The organism is Zoogloea ramigera (assembly GCF_006539865.1).
In the GTDB taxonomy this organism is placed as follows: Bacteria; Pseudomonadota; Gammaproteobacteria; order Burkholderiales; family Rhodocyclaceae; genus Zoogloea; species Zoogloea ramigera.
In genome coordinates this window covers 1-14,763 of record NZ_BJNV01000089.1, presented here as the reverse complement: position 1 = coordinate 14,763, position 14,763 = coordinate 1, and the positions used below count along the sequence as shown (strand labels likewise).

The 14,763-nt window shown below is 68.3% G+C and carries 12 protein-coding genes; 9 read left to right on the top strand and 3 right to left on the bottom strand.

What is annotated here, in order from left to right; genetic code table 11:
* Positions 1-100: 100 nt before the first annotated feature.
* A complete protein-coding gene (locus tag ZRA01_RS18060; protein ID WP_141354761.1) occupies positions 101-415 on the bottom strand; it encodes a hypothetical protein in 315 nt (104 codons plus the stop codon).
* A gap of 116 nt (positions 416-531) precedes the next feature.
* Between ZRA01_RS18060 and ZRA01_RS18055 the strand changes: the two genes are divergently transcribed.
* A complete protein-coding gene (locus ZRA01_RS18055; protein ID WP_141354760.1) occupies positions 532-1,791 on the top strand; it encodes an AmpG family muropeptide MFS transporter in 1,260 nt (419 codons plus the stop codon).
* A gap of 252 nt (positions 1,792-2,043) precedes the next feature.
* Positions 2,044-2,757 carry a uracil-DNA glycosylase family protein gene (locus ZRA01_RS18050; protein ID WP_141354759.1) on the top strand — a complete coding sequence of 238 codons (714 nt, stop codon included), beginning with the start codon at positions 2,044-2,046 and terminating at the stop codon, positions 2,755-2,757.
* Positions 2,758-3,183: 426 nt separating this feature from the next.
* Here ZRA01_RS18050 and ZRA01_RS18045 read toward each other — a convergent pair whose 3' ends face one another.
* Positions 3,184-4,710, bottom strand: a complete 1,527-nt coding sequence (locus ZRA01_RS18045; protein WP_141354758.1) for a helicase HerA-like C-terminal domain-containing protein — start codon at positions 4,708-4,710, stop codon at positions 3,184-3,186.
* A 165-nt stretch (positions 4,711-4,875) separates the two neighbouring features.
* Between ZRA01_RS18045 and ZRA01_RS18040 the strand changes: the two genes are divergently transcribed.
* Entirely contained in the window at positions 4,876-6,402 is a 1,527-nt protein-coding gene (locus tag ZRA01_RS18040; RefSeq protein WP_141354757.1) for an extracellular catalytic domain type 2 short-chain-length polyhydroxyalkanoate depolymerase, read from the top strand.
* A 132-nt stretch (positions 6,403-6,534) separates the two neighbouring features.
* A complete protein-coding gene (locus ZRA01_RS18035) occupies positions 6,535-7,263 on the top strand; it encodes a YebC/PmpR family DNA-binding transcriptional regulator (RefSeq protein ID WP_141354756.1) in 729 nt (242 codons plus the stop codon).
* Between the two features lie 102 nt (positions 7,264-7,365).
* Here ZRA01_RS18035 and ZRA01_RS18030 read toward each other — a convergent pair whose 3' ends face one another.
* Complete coding sequence (locus ZRA01_RS18030) at positions 7,366-8,007, bottom strand: PEP-CTERM sorting domain-containing protein (protein WP_141354755.1); 642 nt, start codon at positions 8,005-8,007, stop codon at positions 7,366-7,368.
* 339 nt (positions 8,008-8,346) lie between these two features.
* Between ZRA01_RS18030 and ZRA01_RS18025 the strand changes: the two genes are divergently transcribed.
* The 5 genes from ZRA01_RS18025 to ZRA01_RS20905 form a co-directional block, all read left to right on the top strand.
* Entirely contained in the window at positions 8,347-8,769 is a 423-nt protein-coding gene (locus tag ZRA01_RS18025) for a PilZ domain-containing protein (RefSeq protein WP_141354754.1), read from the top strand.
* Between the two features lie 158 nt (positions 8,770-8,927).
* A complete protein-coding gene (locus tag ZRA01_RS18020; RefSeq protein ID WP_141354753.1) occupies positions 8,928-10,559 on the top strand; it encodes an ABC-F family ATPase in 1,632 nt (543 codons plus the stop codon).
* 204 nt (positions 10,560-10,763) lie between these two features.
* On the top strand, positions 10,764-11,414 hold the full coding sequence (locus ZRA01_RS18015) for a hypothetical protein (protein ID WP_141354752.1): 651 nt from the start codon (positions 10,764-10,766) through the stop codon (positions 11,412-11,414).
* Between the two features lie 171 nt (positions 11,415-11,585).
* Positions 11,586-14,522 carry a hybrid sensor histidine kinase/response regulator gene (locus ZRA01_RS18010; RefSeq protein WP_141354751.1) on the top strand — a complete coding sequence of 979 codons (2,937 nt, stop codon included), beginning with the start codon at positions 11,586-11,588 and terminating at the stop codon, positions 14,520-14,522.
* 22 nt (positions 14,523-14,544) lie between these two features.
* Positions 14,545-14,763, top strand: a 219-nt coding sequence (locus ZRA01_RS20905; protein WP_218028751.1) for a hypothetical protein, incomplete at its 3' end; no start/stop codon positions are given.

The following is a 14,763-nucleotide window of genomic DNA, read 5'->3' as shown; positions in this document are numbered from 1 at the left end:
AGCGCCGGGGGCGTCGCAGAAAAGCGCCGGGCCGCCCCAAGCTTTCCGGCCCGCCCCCTCGGGGGGCGGTGCTGGTGCGCAGCGCCAGCGCCGGGGGGCCTCAGCCGACCACGAAGCCGGGCACGTCGATGCGCACCACGGGGCGGTCGAGGGCTACCGCCACGCAGCTGGCGAAGCGGCGGGCCCATTCGCCGCCCTGGGCGAAGCGCTGCTCGCCGCCGTATTTGGCCACGTTGAGGATTACGTCGAGCACCAGCACCTTGCCCACCGGGTTGGTGGGGGTGCATTCGAGTTCGTCGAACTCCTCGTGCAGCCACTCCCGCGCGCTGCTTTGGTCGAGCCCGGCGACGTCGTCCGCGTGCACGTGGAATTCGAATTCCCGGTCGGCCCGGAAGGCCACGGTGACGGTGTACATGGCGGGTCTCCTCTTTTGTTGGTTGTATCGTGAGCATCGCATTTTTCGGTGGCCCGGCGCCGGAAGCAAGTAACCGATTGTTATCATCCGGGCTCGTCCGCTGCCGTCTTCTCCCCATGACCGAATCCCCCTGGCGCGCCCTGGCCAACCGCCGCATGCTGATCTGCGTGCTGACCGGTTTTTCCTCGGGCCTGCCGCTCTACCTGCTGCTCAACCTCGTGCCGGCCTGGCTGAAGACCGAGGGCCTGTCGCTGAAGGCCATCGGGGCCTTTGCCTTGATCCAGTTTCCCTACACCTGGAAGTTCGTGTGGTCGCCCTTCCTCGACCGCTACGCGCTGCCCCTGCTGGGCCGCCGGCGCGGCTGGATGGCGCTCACCATGCTGCTGCTGCTCGGCGCGATCGCCTGGCTCGGCACCCTGTCGCCCACCGCCCAGCTGGGGCTGGTGGTGGGGCTCACTGCGCTGATCGCCTTTTTGTCGGCGACCCTCGACATCGTGCTGGATGCCTACCGCCGCGAGCTCTTGCCCGAGATCGAGCTGGGCATCGGCAACGCCATCCACGTGAACGCCTACAAGCTGGCCGGGCTGGTGCCGGGCAGCCTGGCGCTGGTGCTGGCCGACCGCCTGCCGTGGTCGCAGGTGTTCGTGATCACCGCGCTGTTCATGGCGCCGGGCCTGGTGATGACCCTGCTGGTGAAGGAGCCCGCCGCCGCCGCCAGGGCGCCGCGCACCCTGCGCGACGCGGTGGTCGAGCCCTTCCGCGAGTTCTTCGGCCGCCACGGGCTGCGCTCGGCGCTGGTGGTGCTGGCCTTCATCTTTTTGTACAAGCTGGGCGATTCGCTGTGCACCGCGCTGGCCACGCCTTTCTACCTCGAGATGGGTTTCAGCAAGACCGAGGTCGGCCTGATCGCCAAGAACGCCGGGCTGTGGCCGAGCGTGATCGGCGGCCTGCTGGGCGGGCTGTGGATGGTGAAGCTGGGCATCAACCGGGCCCTGTGGGTGTTCGGGGTGGTGCAGTGGCTGGCGATCTTCGGCTTCGCGTGGCTGGCCTGGCTGGGGCCGGCCGAGGCCGACGCCGGCCGGCTGTGGGTGCTGGCGGCGGTGATCGGCCTGGAGGCGCTGGGGGTGGGCCTGGGCACCACCGCCTTCGTGGCCTACATGGCGCGCACCACCCACCCGGCCTACACGGCCACCCAGCTGGCGCTGTTCACCAGCCTGATGGCGGTGCCGCGCACCTTCATCAACGCCTCGGCGGGCTGGCTGGTGGAATACTTCGGCTGGTTCGATTTCTTCATGTTGTGCGGCGTGCTGGCGGTGCCCGGCATGTTGCTGCTGTTCAAGGTTGCGCCGTGGCATGAACCTGGAAACGGCAGTTGACCGCTATCGGTCATCTCAGCGGCCGGATGAAAACTCACCGTAGTCCCTTCGCCGACGCTTGCTCAGGAGGTGAGCGCGCTACACGCCTGCTGGCACGCCTGGACGGTCGCCTGGCTTTGTCGCTCCGCCTTGCAGGCATCAGCCTGCCGGGTTGTCGCTTCGCGCCAGACACCCGCCCAGGCGCACCATCGGGCGCGTCCAACTACCGTTTCCAGGTTGCCCCCGCAGCCGTCTCCGCAAAGGCCTGATCCCATGCTCGACACACCCCTCGAAGCCGCCGCCCGCAAGCTGTCGGCGGCCCTTGCTCCAATGCGCTTCGCGGCGCCGGTGTCCCACGTCTATAACCCCTTCGACTACGCCTGGGCGGGCAACGCGGCCTACCTGCAGCGCTTTGGTCGGGGGCTGAAGCGGGTGATCTTGGTGGGCATGAACCCGGGGCCCTTCGGCATGGTGCAGACCGGCGTGCCGTTTGGCGAGATCGCCGCGGTGCGCGACTGGATGGGCATCGAGGCCGAGATCGTGGCGCCGGCCGAGCAGAACCCCAAGCGCCCGATCGAGGGCTTCGCGTGCGCCCGCTCCGAGGTGAGCGGGCGGCGCCTGTGGGGGCTGTTCGCCGAGCGCTTCGGCAGCGCCGAGGCCTTCTTTGCCGAGCACTTCGTGGCCAACTACTGCCCGCTGGCGTTTTTTGACGGCGGCCGCAATGTCACGCCCGACAAGCTGCCGGCCGCCGAGCAGGGGCCGCTGCTGGCGGCCTGCGACGCCCACCTGCGGGAGAGCATCGGGATATTGCAGCCGGAGTGGGTGATCGGCGTCGGGGCGTGGGCCGAGCAGCGCGCCCGCGAGGCGCTGGCCGGGCTGCCGCTGCGCTTCGGGCGGGTGCTCCACCCCAGCCCCGCCAGCCCGGCCGCCAACCGGGGCTGGAGCGAGGCGGCGACGCGGCAGCTGGTCGAGCTGGGGGTGTGGTAGCGGCGCCGGGGCGCCCGACGGGTGTCTCAGGCCTGTTGCTTCGGCGGTGTCGATGAGTGTTTCTGCGCCGCAGCCTGAGGGATGGGCAGGCTTGCCCGAAACTTGGGCTGCGGCGCCTCAAAATAAGGCAATGCCGCCTAAAAGTGAGGCGGTGCACCCTAAAGATTAGGCGACGTCGCCTAAAGATGAGGCAGCGTCGCCTAAAAGTTAGGCAGCCGACCCTCCCGGCGACCCTCGCTTGCCTAAAAATGAGGCAGCCTCGCCTAAAGATGAGGCGGTAGCGCCTAAAGTTTAGGCAGCGCCGCCTCAAAATGAGGCAGCCGACCCTCCCGCGGACCCTCGCTTGCCTAAAAATGAGGCGACGGAGGGTCGCGGAGACCCTCCGTCGGGTGAATCTTCATCGACGCCGGCCCTTCGGCAGGCCGCTCAGCGCCGCCGGCCGCCGCCCAGGATGGAGCCCAGCACGCCGCGCACGATCTCGCGGCCGATGCTGGAGCCCACGGTGCGCACCGCGCTGCGGGCGGCCTGTTCGGCGAGGCCGGGGTGGCGCCCGCCGCGGGGGCCGGTGCTGCCGAAGAGCAGTTCGCTGAGCCCGCCGAGCAGCCCGCCGCCGCCCGCTTCGGCCGGGGCTGCACCGCCGCCGTTGGTATTGCCGTTGCCGGCGGCCGACGCCGCGGGGGCCTTGCCCTGCAGCACCTCGAAGGCCGATTCCCGGTCCACCACCTCTTCGTAGTGGCCGTAGATCACCGAGTTCTCGATGGCGGCCTTGCGTTCGGCCGGGCTGAGCGGGCCGAGGCGGGAGTCGGGGGCGATGATGGCGGCGCGCTCGACGATGTGGGGGCGGCCTTTTTCATCGAGGAAGGACACCAGCGCCTCGCCGACGCCGAGTTCGGTGATGACGGTGGCGGCGTCGAACTCGGGGTTGGCGCGCATGGTTTCGGCGGCGGTCTTGACGGCCTTCTGGTCGCGCGGGGTGAAGGCCCGCAGGGCGTGCTGCACCCGGTTGCCGAGCTGGCCGAGCACGGTCTCGGGCACATCCAGCGGGTTCTGGGTGACAAAGTAAACGCCGACGCCCTTCGAGCGGATCAGGCGCACCACCTGCTCGATCTTCTCGAGCAGCGCCTTGGGGGCGTCGTTGAAGAGCAGGTGGGCCTCGTCGAAGAAGAACACCAGCTTGGGCTTGTCCACGTCGCCAACTTCGGGGAGCTGCTCGAAGAGTTCGGCCAGCATCCACAGCAGGAAGGTGGAGTAGAGCTTGGGCGAGTTGTAGAGCTTGTCGGCGGCGAGGATGTTGACGACCCCGCGGCCGTCGGCGTCGGTCTGCATCAGGTCGGCAATGTCTAGCATCGGCTCGCCGAAGAACTTGTCGCCGCCCTGGGTCTCGATGGCCAGCAGGCCGCGCTGGATGGCACCGATCGAGGCGGCCGAGATGTTGCCGTAGGAGGTGGTGTACTCCTTGGCGTTCTCGCCCACGTACTGCAGCACGGCGCGCAGGTCTTTGAGGTCGATGATCAGCAGGCCCTGGTCGTCGGCGATCTTGAACACCAGCTGCAGCACGCCCGACTGGGTCTCGTTGAGGTTGAGCAGGCGGGTGAGCAGCAGCGGGCCCATGTCGGACACCGTGGCCCGCACCGGGTGGCCGGCCTCGCCGAAGACGTCCCAGAACACCGTGGTGCACGGCCGCGGGGTGAAGCTGGCGATGCCCAGCGCGGCCAGGCGCTCCTTGAGCTTGGGCGACTCGACGCCCGCCGCGCCCACGCCGGAAAGGTCGCCCTTCACGTCGGCCATGAACACCGGTACGCCGATGTTGGCGAAGGATTCGGCCATCTTCTGCAGCGTCACCGTCTTGCCAGTGCCTGTGGCGCCGGTGATGAGACCGTGGCGGTTGGCGAGCTGGGGCAGCAGGTGGATTTCCTGGGTCTTGGACTTGGCGATGAGCAGGGGCTCGGTCATGGCGGTTCTCCGGGCGGGAGGATCAAAACGCCAAGGGTAGCCTGATTGGCGGAGCGGAGCCAGCGGCGCCGCCGGGCGGAGCAGAGGGGTAACGGATCTGTCATTGTGCTGTGCATCATTCGGGGCTAACCTGAAGTTCGATCATCGACCCGAAGGAGCGCCGTCATGGCTTTCTCAATCTTGTCCGCGGCCCGGCGGGCGGGCTTCGCGCTGGGTGTGCTGCTGGCCGCATCGGCCCAGGCCGCGCCCGGCGCGCTGCCGGAGCTCAAGCTCGACCTTGGCCAGACCACGGTGTCGGGCATCTCGTCCGGCGCCTTCATGGCGGTGCAGATGGGCGTGGCCCACTCGGCCTCGGTGCGGGGCGTCGCGGCCACCGCTGGCGGGCCGTATTTCTGCGCCCTCGACGATTCCCTCGGCGCCGCCGCGGTGAGCCGGGCGATCGGCCGCTGCATGCAGGGCGACCCGGATTACCGGCCCCAGGCCATCGACGGCAGGCAGCTCGCGCGGATGGTCGCCGCCACCCGCGGCTGGGGCGCGCGGGGCGACATCGACCCGCCAGCGGGCCTCGCCGGGCAGAGCGTGTGGATCTTCCATGGCTACAACGACGGCGTCGTCAAGAAGCCGGTGAGCGATGCCCTGCGCGACTGGTACAAGGCCTTCACCCCGGCCGGGCAGATCTTCTATAAAGACCAGCTCAACGCCGGCCACGCCCAGGTCTCCGCGGCCTGCGCCGACAGCCCCGGCGGCAGCTGCAACGTGTGCGCGCAAACCGGCGGCCGCTTCATCAACGCCTGCCCCGAGCCCGGCCAGCCGGGGGCGCTCTACGACGCCGCCGGCGCGGCGCTGCAGATGTTCTATGGCCCGCTCGAGCGCACCGCCACGGCGGCCCTCGGCGGCCGGCTGGAGCCCTTCGCGCAGGCGCCCTTCACCCGCAAGCGCAGCGGTAGCCCGGTGGCCCCGGCCAAGATCGCGATGGGCGACACCGGCTATGTGTACGTGCCGGCCGCCTGCCGCAACGGCGCCACCTGCCGGCTGCACATCGCCTTCCATGGTTGCCAGCAGGACGCGGGCCGCCTCGGCACGCGCTTCGCCACCACCGCCGGCTTCAACGAATGGGCCGACGCCGGCCGCATCGTGGTGCTCTACCCCCAGGCCCGCAGCACGCTCCTGAACCCGGTCAACCCGATGGGCTGCTGGGACTGGTGGGGCTACAACGATTTTCTCTTCGACAAGCGCGCCGGTACCTACGCCCGCAAGGACGGGGTACAGATCGCCGCAGTGTGGCGGATGGCCGAGCGGCTCGCCGGCGGTGGCGGGCGTCTGGCCGCCGAGGGCCGGCCGGCGCCGGTGCTGCGGGTCGTCGACCGCAGCGCGGCCCAGGTGGCGCTGGCGTGGGCGCCGGTGGCCGGGGCGACGGCCTACATCGTCGAGCGGGCCGACGCCGGTGGCGAAGCCCAGCCGCGGGCGCGGGTCGACGGCGGGCGCGTCTCGTGGGTGGACGATGGCCTGCGCGCCGAGAGCCACTACCGCTACACCTTGCGCCCGCTGGCCGGCTCGGCCGAAGGGGCGCCGTCCGCCCCCGTCGAGGTGCACACCGCAGCCTCGCCGCCGGCCTGCGATCCGTATTTCTCGCTGGCCCGCGGCGTGCCCGTGACGCGCTCGGGGCGCCCGACCCAGGCTACCTGCCCGTAAGCAGGGCGGCTGACCCGCCCGGAGCGCGGCGCGGCGGCCCGGGCGTCGGGCCGCGTAAAACCGCTGCGGCGTGGGCAGCCGCTGTGCCGTGGGTTATAATTTTCGGCTTTCGATTGATAGGGTTAGCGCATCATGGCGGGTCATTCCAAATGGGCCAATATCCAGCACCGCAAGGGCCGGCAGGACGAGAAGCGCGGCCGTGTGTTTTCGCGGCTGGCCAAGGAAATCACCGTTGCGGCCCGCATGGGCGGTGGTGACATCAACTTCAACCCGCGTCTGCGCCTGGCGGTGGACAAGGGCAAGGCCGTCAACATGCCCGCCGACAACATCGACCGGGCCATTAAAAAGGGCACCGGCGAGCTCGAGGGCGTGACCTATGAAGAGGCCCGCTACGAGGGCTACGGCATCGGCGGCGCGGCGGTGATGGTCGATTGCCTCACCGACAACAAAACCCGCACGGTTGCCGACGTCCGCCACGCCTTCAACAAGTATGGCGGCAACATGGGCACCGACGGCTGCGTGGCCTTCCAGTTCAAGCATTGCGGCCAGTTGCTGTTTGCGCCGGGCACCTCGGAAGACGCGCTGATGGAGGCGGCCCTTGAGGCCGGCGCCGACGACGTGGGCACCAACGACGACGGCTCCATCGAGGTCACCACCGACCCCTACCAGTTTGGCGAAGTGAAGGAGGCCCTCGAAAAGGCCGGCTTCACCGCCGAGTTCGGCGAGGTCACGATGAAGCCCCTCAACGAGACCGAACTCGCCGGCGACGACGCAGTGCGCATGCAGAAGCTGCTGGACGCCATCGAGTCCCTCGACGACGTGCAGGCGGTGTACACCTCCGCCGCGATGGACGAGGAATAAGGCACCGCGTCTTGCGGGTTGCTAAAACATAAAGGCCACCTCGCGGTGGCCTTTATGTTTTCCGGCGCGTTCCCGGCGGGGCCGGGAACGAAGCTGCGGAAATTACTTGCGACGACGGATGGCAGCCAGACCCAGGGCGCCCAGGCCGATCAGGGCCATGGAAGCGGGTTCCGGGATCGGGTTGGTCGGGACAACCGGGTCGGTCCAACTCACGCCGAAGGCGTCGAGGGACAGGTCCCAGCCGGAGGCGCCGTTGATGACCAGCTCGAGCAGGCCGCCGGAGGTGATCAGCGACGGATCGGACAGGGTGAAGCTCACGTCGGCGTTGGTGGTGTTGCCCGGAATGGCGGACGAGAAGATCGGGGTGCCGTTCAGGGAGAAGGCCACGTCGGTCGGGTTGCCGTCGGACTCGAGGATCTTGAACAGGAAGCCGATGTCGGTCGCGCCGGTGGGGATCGACAGGGCGCCAACGTTCCACTGCACGGTCACGGTGGAGTCTTCGCCGCCGCCGTTGGTGATGTCGAGGATGCCGAAGGACACGGAAGCGGAGCTGCTCACCGGAGCGGAGGAGCTCAGCAGGGTGGAGCTCAGGGTGCGGAAGCCGTTGGTGAGGGTGCCGGTCGGGTTGGCAGCGTCCAGTTCGATGGTCTGGTCGCCGTTGTCGAACGAATCGATGATGGCGTTGCCGGCTTGAGCCGCGCCAGCGGCGGCGATCAGGGCAAGGGCGAGAAGATGCTTTTTCATTCGTCTAACTCCAAAAAGGAATTTGTCAAAAAATTTTGAGCGGATCATTTTTATTTCCGCCTGGGCTTCTAGAGCAATATGCGTGCCCGCAATGAGATTGTTTTTATAAAACAATAATTTAACTTGTTTAAAAAGTGTGTCTTGTTCGCTGTGTAAAATATTCCGACGAGAATGCGTAAAGTTTTGTGTTCGAGCTCCGTAACCGCTCTGTGCAAACAAAATCACGCGCGAATTGATTTTGTTTTTATTGTTTTTGCAATAAATTTTAATTGATGAGGTATATTGCGGGTGTTAAGGGGCGTTTGGTGCGATTTTATTGTTTTTGGGGTTGCGTAAAAAATGAATAAGAACTCTCCGGCCGACGGGTTGCCCGGCGAGCGGCGCAAGCGTCAGCGTTTCGTGGCCCGGCGCTGGGGCAATGTATGTTTCTGGGTGGTGATCGACGGGGCGCGTCTGCCGGTCAATGATCTGTCCCTGGAGGGGTTCTCTGTGCCCTTCGGTGCGCCGCTCATCGAGCCGCGCCAGGTGTCCTTCGAGCTCAGCCTCGACGGTATTCCCGAGCGGATCTTCGGGGTGGCCGACACGATGAACTTCACGGTCGGCACCGATGGCGGGCTGCTCGGCTGCCGTTTCGTCTCCTTTGAGGGCGACGGCGCCATCCGCCTGCACGACTGGCTCACCGTGCATGTGATCGCCACCGCCACCGTGCGCATTTCCGAGCGCGAGGCCGCGGAGATCGTGTCGGGGCCGTCCCTTATCTGAAGGAGCGCTGCAGCGCCCTGCCAGGGCACCTCAGATAATTTCTCAGGTGCTTGAAAGATATGGTAAATTTCAGTGAAGCTTCGCCGGCCACGAGCCGGCGTTTTCCGTTTGTGCCCAGTCTTGCCGTTCCGCCTGTCGGGACTTGAGGAATTCCAGTCGTGCTCATCGCCAACAACATCACCATGCAGTTCGGGGCCAAGCCCCTTTTCGAGAACGTCTCCGTCAAGTTCGGCGAAGGCAACCGCTACGGCCTGATCGGCGCCAACGGGGCCGGCAAGTCCACCTTCATGAAGATCCTGGCCGGCGTGCTGGAGCCCAGCGCCGGCAACGTGGCCATCGACAGCGGCGAGCGCATGGCCTTCCTGAAGCAGGATCAGTTCGCCTATGAAGACGTCCGCGTGCTCGACGTGGTGATGCAGGGCCACGCCGAGATGTGGGCCTGCATGCAGGAGAAGGACGCCATCTACGCCAACCCGGAGGCGACCGAGGACGACTACATGAAGGCGGCCGAGCTGGAAGGCCACTTTGCCGAGTACGACGGCTACACCGCCGAGGCCCGCGCCGGCGAGCTGCTGCACGGCGTCGGCATCCCGACCGAGCAGCACAACGGCCCGATGCGCGAAGTCGCGCCGGGCTGGAAGCTGCGCGTGCTGCTGGCCCAGGCCCTGTTCGCCAACCCGGACATCCTGCTGCTCGACGAGCCCACCAACAACCTCGACATCAACACGATCCGCTGGCTGGAGGAGGTGCTCAACCAGCGCAACTCCACGATGATCATCATCTCCCACGACCGCCACTTCCTGAACCAGGTGTGCACCCACATGGCCGACCTCGACTACGGCCGCATCCAGGTGTGGCCGGGCACGTGGGACGATTACATCGAGGCGTCCACCCAGGCCCGCGAGCGCCAGGCCAACGCCAACCAGAAGGCCAAGGAAAAGGTCCAGGAGCTGCAGGAGTTCGTGCGCCGCTTCAGCGCCAACAAGTCCAAGGCCCGCCAGGCCACCAGCCGCGCCAAGCAGATCGAGAAGATCAAGATCGACGAGTTCAAGCCCTCCAGCCGCCAGTACCCGTGGATCCGCTTCGACTACGACGAGAAGGACAAGCTGCACCGCCAGGCCGTCGAGATCGAGAACCTCACCTTCGGCTACGACCCGGCCACCCCGATCATCAAGAACTTCACCTTCACCGCCGACGCCAACGACCGCATCGCCATCATCGGCGAGAACGGCATCGGCAAGACAACCCTGCTCAAGCTGCTGGTCGGCCCCGGCCTGCACGGGCTGGCGCCCCAGTTCGGCACCATCAAGTGGGCCGAGAAGGCCAAGCTCGGCTACTACGCCCAGGATCACGCCGAAGATTTCGCCAGCGGCGAGAACCTCACCGACTGGATCAGCGGCTACGTGCGTGAGGGCGGCTACGAAGGCGACGACGCCGAGACCCTGATCCGCGGCACCCTGGGCCGCTTGCTCTTCAAGGGCGACGACGTGAAGAAGTCGGTCAAGGTGATCTCCGGTGGCGAGCAGGGCCGCATGCTGTTCGGCAAGCTGATGCTCCAGCGCAAAAACGTGTTGCTCCTCGACGAGCCGACCAACCACATGGACATGGAGTCCATCGAGTCCCTCAACTCGGGCATCGCCGATTTCGGCGGCACGCTGTTCTTCGTCTCCCACGACCGCGCCTTCGTGTCGTCGATCGCCACCCGCATCCTCGAGATCCGCGGCCCGGGCGACATCGTCGACTACCGCGGCACCTACGAGGAGTACCTCGCCAGCCAGGGCATCGAATGACGCGTTCGTGAATAAACCTACTGCGCGGCCCGATCTCGCGGCTCCGGTGCTCGCTGTACGCCAGTACAGCTCCGCGCCTCGTCGCGACCTCGGGCCGCTCGCTACTGTTTCTTCACGAACGCTGGGCGACGGCAGTGGGGCCGGTGCCTGTAGCTTGCCTTCGTGCCGCTCACGTGATGCCTTTTCCCCGGGCATGAGCGCGCCGTGACGGACGCCAGGTTGTCGCTCCTCGCGGGTCTGACGATCGCCGTCGGGCTGCTGGTCGACCGTTTCGGCGGGGCCTGGGGGCAGCCGCTGGTCAGCCTGTGGGCGTGGGGTGTGTGCGGGTTGCTGATGTGGCGTGAGCGCGCCTGGCGTCCGCGTCTCGTGGCCTGCCTCGTCATCGCCACCGCCGGCGAACTCGTGCTGTCGCTGGTGTGTGGGCTTTACGACTACCGGCTGGGCAACCTGCCCCTCTTCGTGCCGCCCGGGCACGTGCTGCTTTACTGGCTGGGGCTGAAGCTCTCTGATCGGCTGCCGGCGCGGCTGTTCCGCACCGTGCCGTGGCTGGCGCTGGCGGCGGTGAGCGCCCTGGCGGTGGCCCGGCTCGACTGGCTGGGGCCGCCGCTGCTGCTCATCTTCCTGGCCTGCGTGCGCTGGGGGCCGGCGCCGCGGCTGTACATGACGATGTTCCTGCTGTCGCTGGTGATGGAGCTGTGGGGCACAGCCCTCGGCAACTGGGCCTGGCGCAGCGCGCTGCCCGGCCTCGGTTGGCCGGTGGCCAACCCGCCGCTGGCGGCCGGCGCCTTTTATTGCGTGCTGGATCTGCTGAGCGAGAAGAGCGTGCGCCTGCGCCGCCTGGCGACGGCTGCCTGAGGGCTGCCTCAAGGCTGACTGAGGCGCCAATCTGAGGCGCCAATCGGGGGCCGGATCCGGGCCGCCGGCGGCCCGGGCGGCGATCTGCCGCGATCTTGCGTGAAACGGTGTGTCGCCGCCGGTCCGGGTGCCCGGATCGGGCATGTGCCGGAGTATGCTGCGCGCAAGGCCATGAAGCTCAGCAAGCTCTCCCTTCTTTTCTCGGCAACCCTGTTGCTGATCGTCGGCATCAATGGGTCGATCTCGATACTCGTCCTGAATGCCTTCAACCGCGCCCAGGCGGAGCAGGACCATCGCCTCGAAGCCCTGCGCCACGTGGACGACCTGCGCCGCGAGATGGACACCCTGTCCGGGCTGGTACGCAGCTACGTGGTTACCTGCGAGAGCCGCTACCTCACCTATTACTACGCGATTCTGGCGATCCGCGAAGGCGACCAGCCGCCGGTGACCGACGCCGAGCCGGCCACCTTCTGGAGCCGCGTGATCGCCGGCACGACGCCCTACGACCCGCGCAGCGAGCGCCCGCCGGAGTCGGTGTGGGCGCGCATGCGGGCCCTCGGTTTCGAGGAGGCCGAGCTGTCCGCCCTCGAGCGCGTGCGCCTCGAGGCCGAAGCCATCAAGGCCCTCGAGCAGGTCGCCTTTGCGGCCGCCCAGGGGCTCTACGACCCGGTGGCCCGCTCCTTTGTGGCCGCGGGCAAGCCCGATCAGGCGCTGGCCATCCGCCTGGTGCATGGCCAGGCCTACAGCGTGCACCGGGCCCGCAGCGCCATCGCCATCGCGGCGCTCAAGGAGCAGGTGGACCGGCGCACCGGCAGCCAGGTGACCGACGCCCGCCACCGCCTGCGCAACTGGATCGTCGCCGCCATCATCGGCATGACGGCCACCGTGCTGCTGGCCCTGCGGGGCGTGCGCAGCGTGCGCCAGAAGGTGCTGCGTCCCATCGAGGACATGTGCGCCGTCACCGACCAGCTGGCCCGCGGCCAGTACGACGTGCGCCTCACCGGCGAAGACGAGGTGCAGGAGATCCAGACCCTGCGCACCACCTTCAACAGCATGGCCGACGCCATCGAGCGCGACATCGACGAGCGTGAGAGCATCGGCCGCGAGCTGCAGGAGGCCCGCGCCCGCGCCGAGGCCGCCACCCAGGCCAAGTCATTGTTCCTGGCCAACATGAGTCACGAGATCCGCACCCCGCTCAACGCGGTGATCGGCATGGCCGACCTGCTGCTGCGCAGCCGCCTGCCGCCGCGCCAGCGGGACTACGCCAGCAAGATCCGCATCTCCGGGCGGGCGCTCCTCGACACCCTCAACGACATCCTCGACTTCTCCAAGATCGAGGCTGGCCGGCTCGAGCTCGAGCGCATCCCGTTCCGGCTCGAAGACCTGGTCGCCAACGCCTTCGTGCTGGTCGAGCGGGCGGCCCTCGAGAAGGGCGTCGAGCTCCTCTTCGAGTCGCGCCGGGACAGCGCCGCGCTGCTCGCCAGCGGTTTTACCGGCGACCCCCTGCGCATCGGCCAGGTGCTCGGCAACCTGCTCTCCAACGCGGTCAAGTTCACCCCCGCCGGCCACGTCTCGCTGCGCATCGAGCGCCAGCCTGCCACCGACGGGCGGGAACGGGTGCGCTTCAGCGTCGAAGACACCGGCATCGGCCTGCGTTCCGACCAGATCGAACACCTCTTCGACGACTTCGTGCAGGCCGACGGCGCCACCACCCGCCGCTACGGCGGCACCGGGCTGGGGCTGGCCATCGTGCGCCGGCTCGTCGAGGCGATGGACGGGACGATCCGCGTCAAGAGCGCGCCGGGCCAGGGCAGCCGCTTCATCGTCGAGATCCCCCTGTCCCGCGACGACGACGCCGGCAGCGCCCCTGCCGAAGCCCTGCCGGCGCTGCGCGTGCTGGTGGCCGACGACTACCCCGAGGCCCGCCTCGCCCTTATCGACGTGCTGCAGCTGGCCGGCCTCGACGACGTCGAGGCGGTGAGCTGCGGCAGCGAGCTGTTCGATTGCCTCGCCGGGGCCCGCCGCGAGGGCCGCGCCTACGACCTTCTCTTCCTCGACTGGACCCTGCCCGACAGCAACGGCGGCGAAGTCCTGCGCCGGCTGGCCGCCGAGCCCGAGCTGGCACCGCGCCACGTCGCGCTGATGGCGCTGCCGCGCACCCTCGACGAGGAGATGCCCGACACCCACCCCTCGGTGCTGCACTTCTGCGACAAGCCGCTGTTGCCGGGCGCGCTGCAACGCCTGTGTGACGAGATCCTCGGCCGCGCCCCGCTGCCGCCGGCCAAGGACGAGGTGGCCATCGGCGCCCTCGACGGCATGCGCGTGCTGCTGGTCGAAGACAACTCCACCAGCCGCGACGTGGCGGTGGCCCTGCTCGGCCGCTGGGGCGTGGAGGTCGACAGCGCCGCCGACGGCAGCGACGCCCTCGGCCAGCTGGCGGCCCTGGCGCCGGCCCACTACGACCTCGTCTTCATGGACCTTCAGATGCCGGGCATGGACGGCTACGAGGCGATCACCCGCATCCGCGCCCAGCCGGCGCTGGCCGCGCTGCCGGTGTACGCCCTGTCGGCCCACAGCAGCCGCGGCGTGCTGGAGCGCTGCCGCGAGCTCGGCATGAACGGCTGCCTCGACAAACCCTACGACCTGGCCGAGCTGTTCACGGTGCTACGCCGCCACTACAAGGGCGCCAGCGCCCCGGCGACGATGCCCCAGCAGCCCGCCGGCGCCAGCACCCTGGCCGGGCTGGAGGGCATCCCCGGCCTCGACCCGGACTGCGCCATCAACGACACCGGCATCAGTCCGACCCTCTACCCGCGCCTCCTCGCCAAGTTCCGCGACCAGTTTGCCGGTGGCCCCCAGGGCCTGCGCGCCGATGTGGATGCCCGGGCCTGGGGTGCGGTGGTGCCCTTCGCCCACACCCTCAAGGGCCGCGCCGGCCTGCTCGGCATGAGCGAGATCGCCGCCATCGCCGGCCGCCTCGAAGCCGCCGCCCGGGCCGGCGACGCGGCCCGCGCCCAGCGCGCCCTGCAGGCCCTGGAGGCCGGCCTGCGGCCGATCGTCGAGGGGCTGGACAGGGTGCTGCCGCGGCGAGGCGAGGGCAGCGTTTGACCTGGCGGCTCTCTGTTCGCTGATGCGCTCCAACCGCGGACGGCAACCCGGCAGCTGCCCCAACCCCGGCCACCCGGCTCGGAAGACCGACGTCGAGGCTCGGAGGATCGAAGTCGAGGCTCGGAAGGTCGACGTCGAGGCTCGGAAGGTCGACGTCGAGGCTCGGAAGGTCGAAGTCGAGGCTCGGAAGGTCGACGTCGAGGCTCGGAAGGTCGACGTCGAGGCTCGGAAGGTCGACGTC

What these genes read in the sequence shown, in the direction of transcription:
- ZRA01_RS18050 (WP_141354759.1), top strand. Translation starts at nt 2,044, where the DNA reads ATGCTCGACACACCCCTCGAAGCCGCCGCCCGCAAGCTGTCGGCGGCC.
- ZRA01_RS18035 (WP_141354756.1), top strand. Translation starts at nt 6,535, where the DNA reads ATGGCGGGTCATTCCAAATGGGCCAATATCCAGCACCGCAAGGGCCGG.
- ZRA01_RS18010 (WP_141354751.1), top strand. Translation starts at nt 11,586, where the DNA reads ATGAAGCTCAGCAAGCTCTCCCTTCTTTTCTCGGCAACCCTGTTGCTG.
- ZRA01_RS18030 (WP_141354755.1), bottom strand. Translation starts at nt 8,007, where the DNA reads ATGAAAAAGCATCTTCTCGCCCTTGCCCTGATCGCCGCCGCTGGCGCG.
- ZRA01_RS18045 (WP_141354758.1), bottom strand. Translation starts at nt 4,710, where the DNA reads ATGACCGAGCCCCTGCTCATCGCCAAGTCCAAGACCCAGGAAATCCAC.
- ZRA01_RS18055 (WP_141354760.1), top strand. Translation starts at nt 532, where the DNA reads ATGACCGAATCCCCCTGGCGCGCCCTGGCCAACCGCCGCATGCTGATC.
- ZRA01_RS18040 (WP_141354757.1), top strand. Translation starts at nt 4,876, where the DNA reads ATGGCTTTCTCAATCTTGTCCGCGGCCCGGCGGGCGGGCTTCGCGCTG.
- ZRA01_RS18060 (WP_141354761.1), bottom strand. Translation starts at nt 415, where the DNA reads ATGTACACCGTCACCGTGGCCTTCCGGGCCGACCGGGAATTCGAATTC.
- ZRA01_RS18025 (WP_141354754.1), top strand. Translation starts at nt 8,347, where the DNA reads ATGAATAAGAACTCTCCGGCCGACGGGTTGCCCGGCGAGCGGCGCAAG.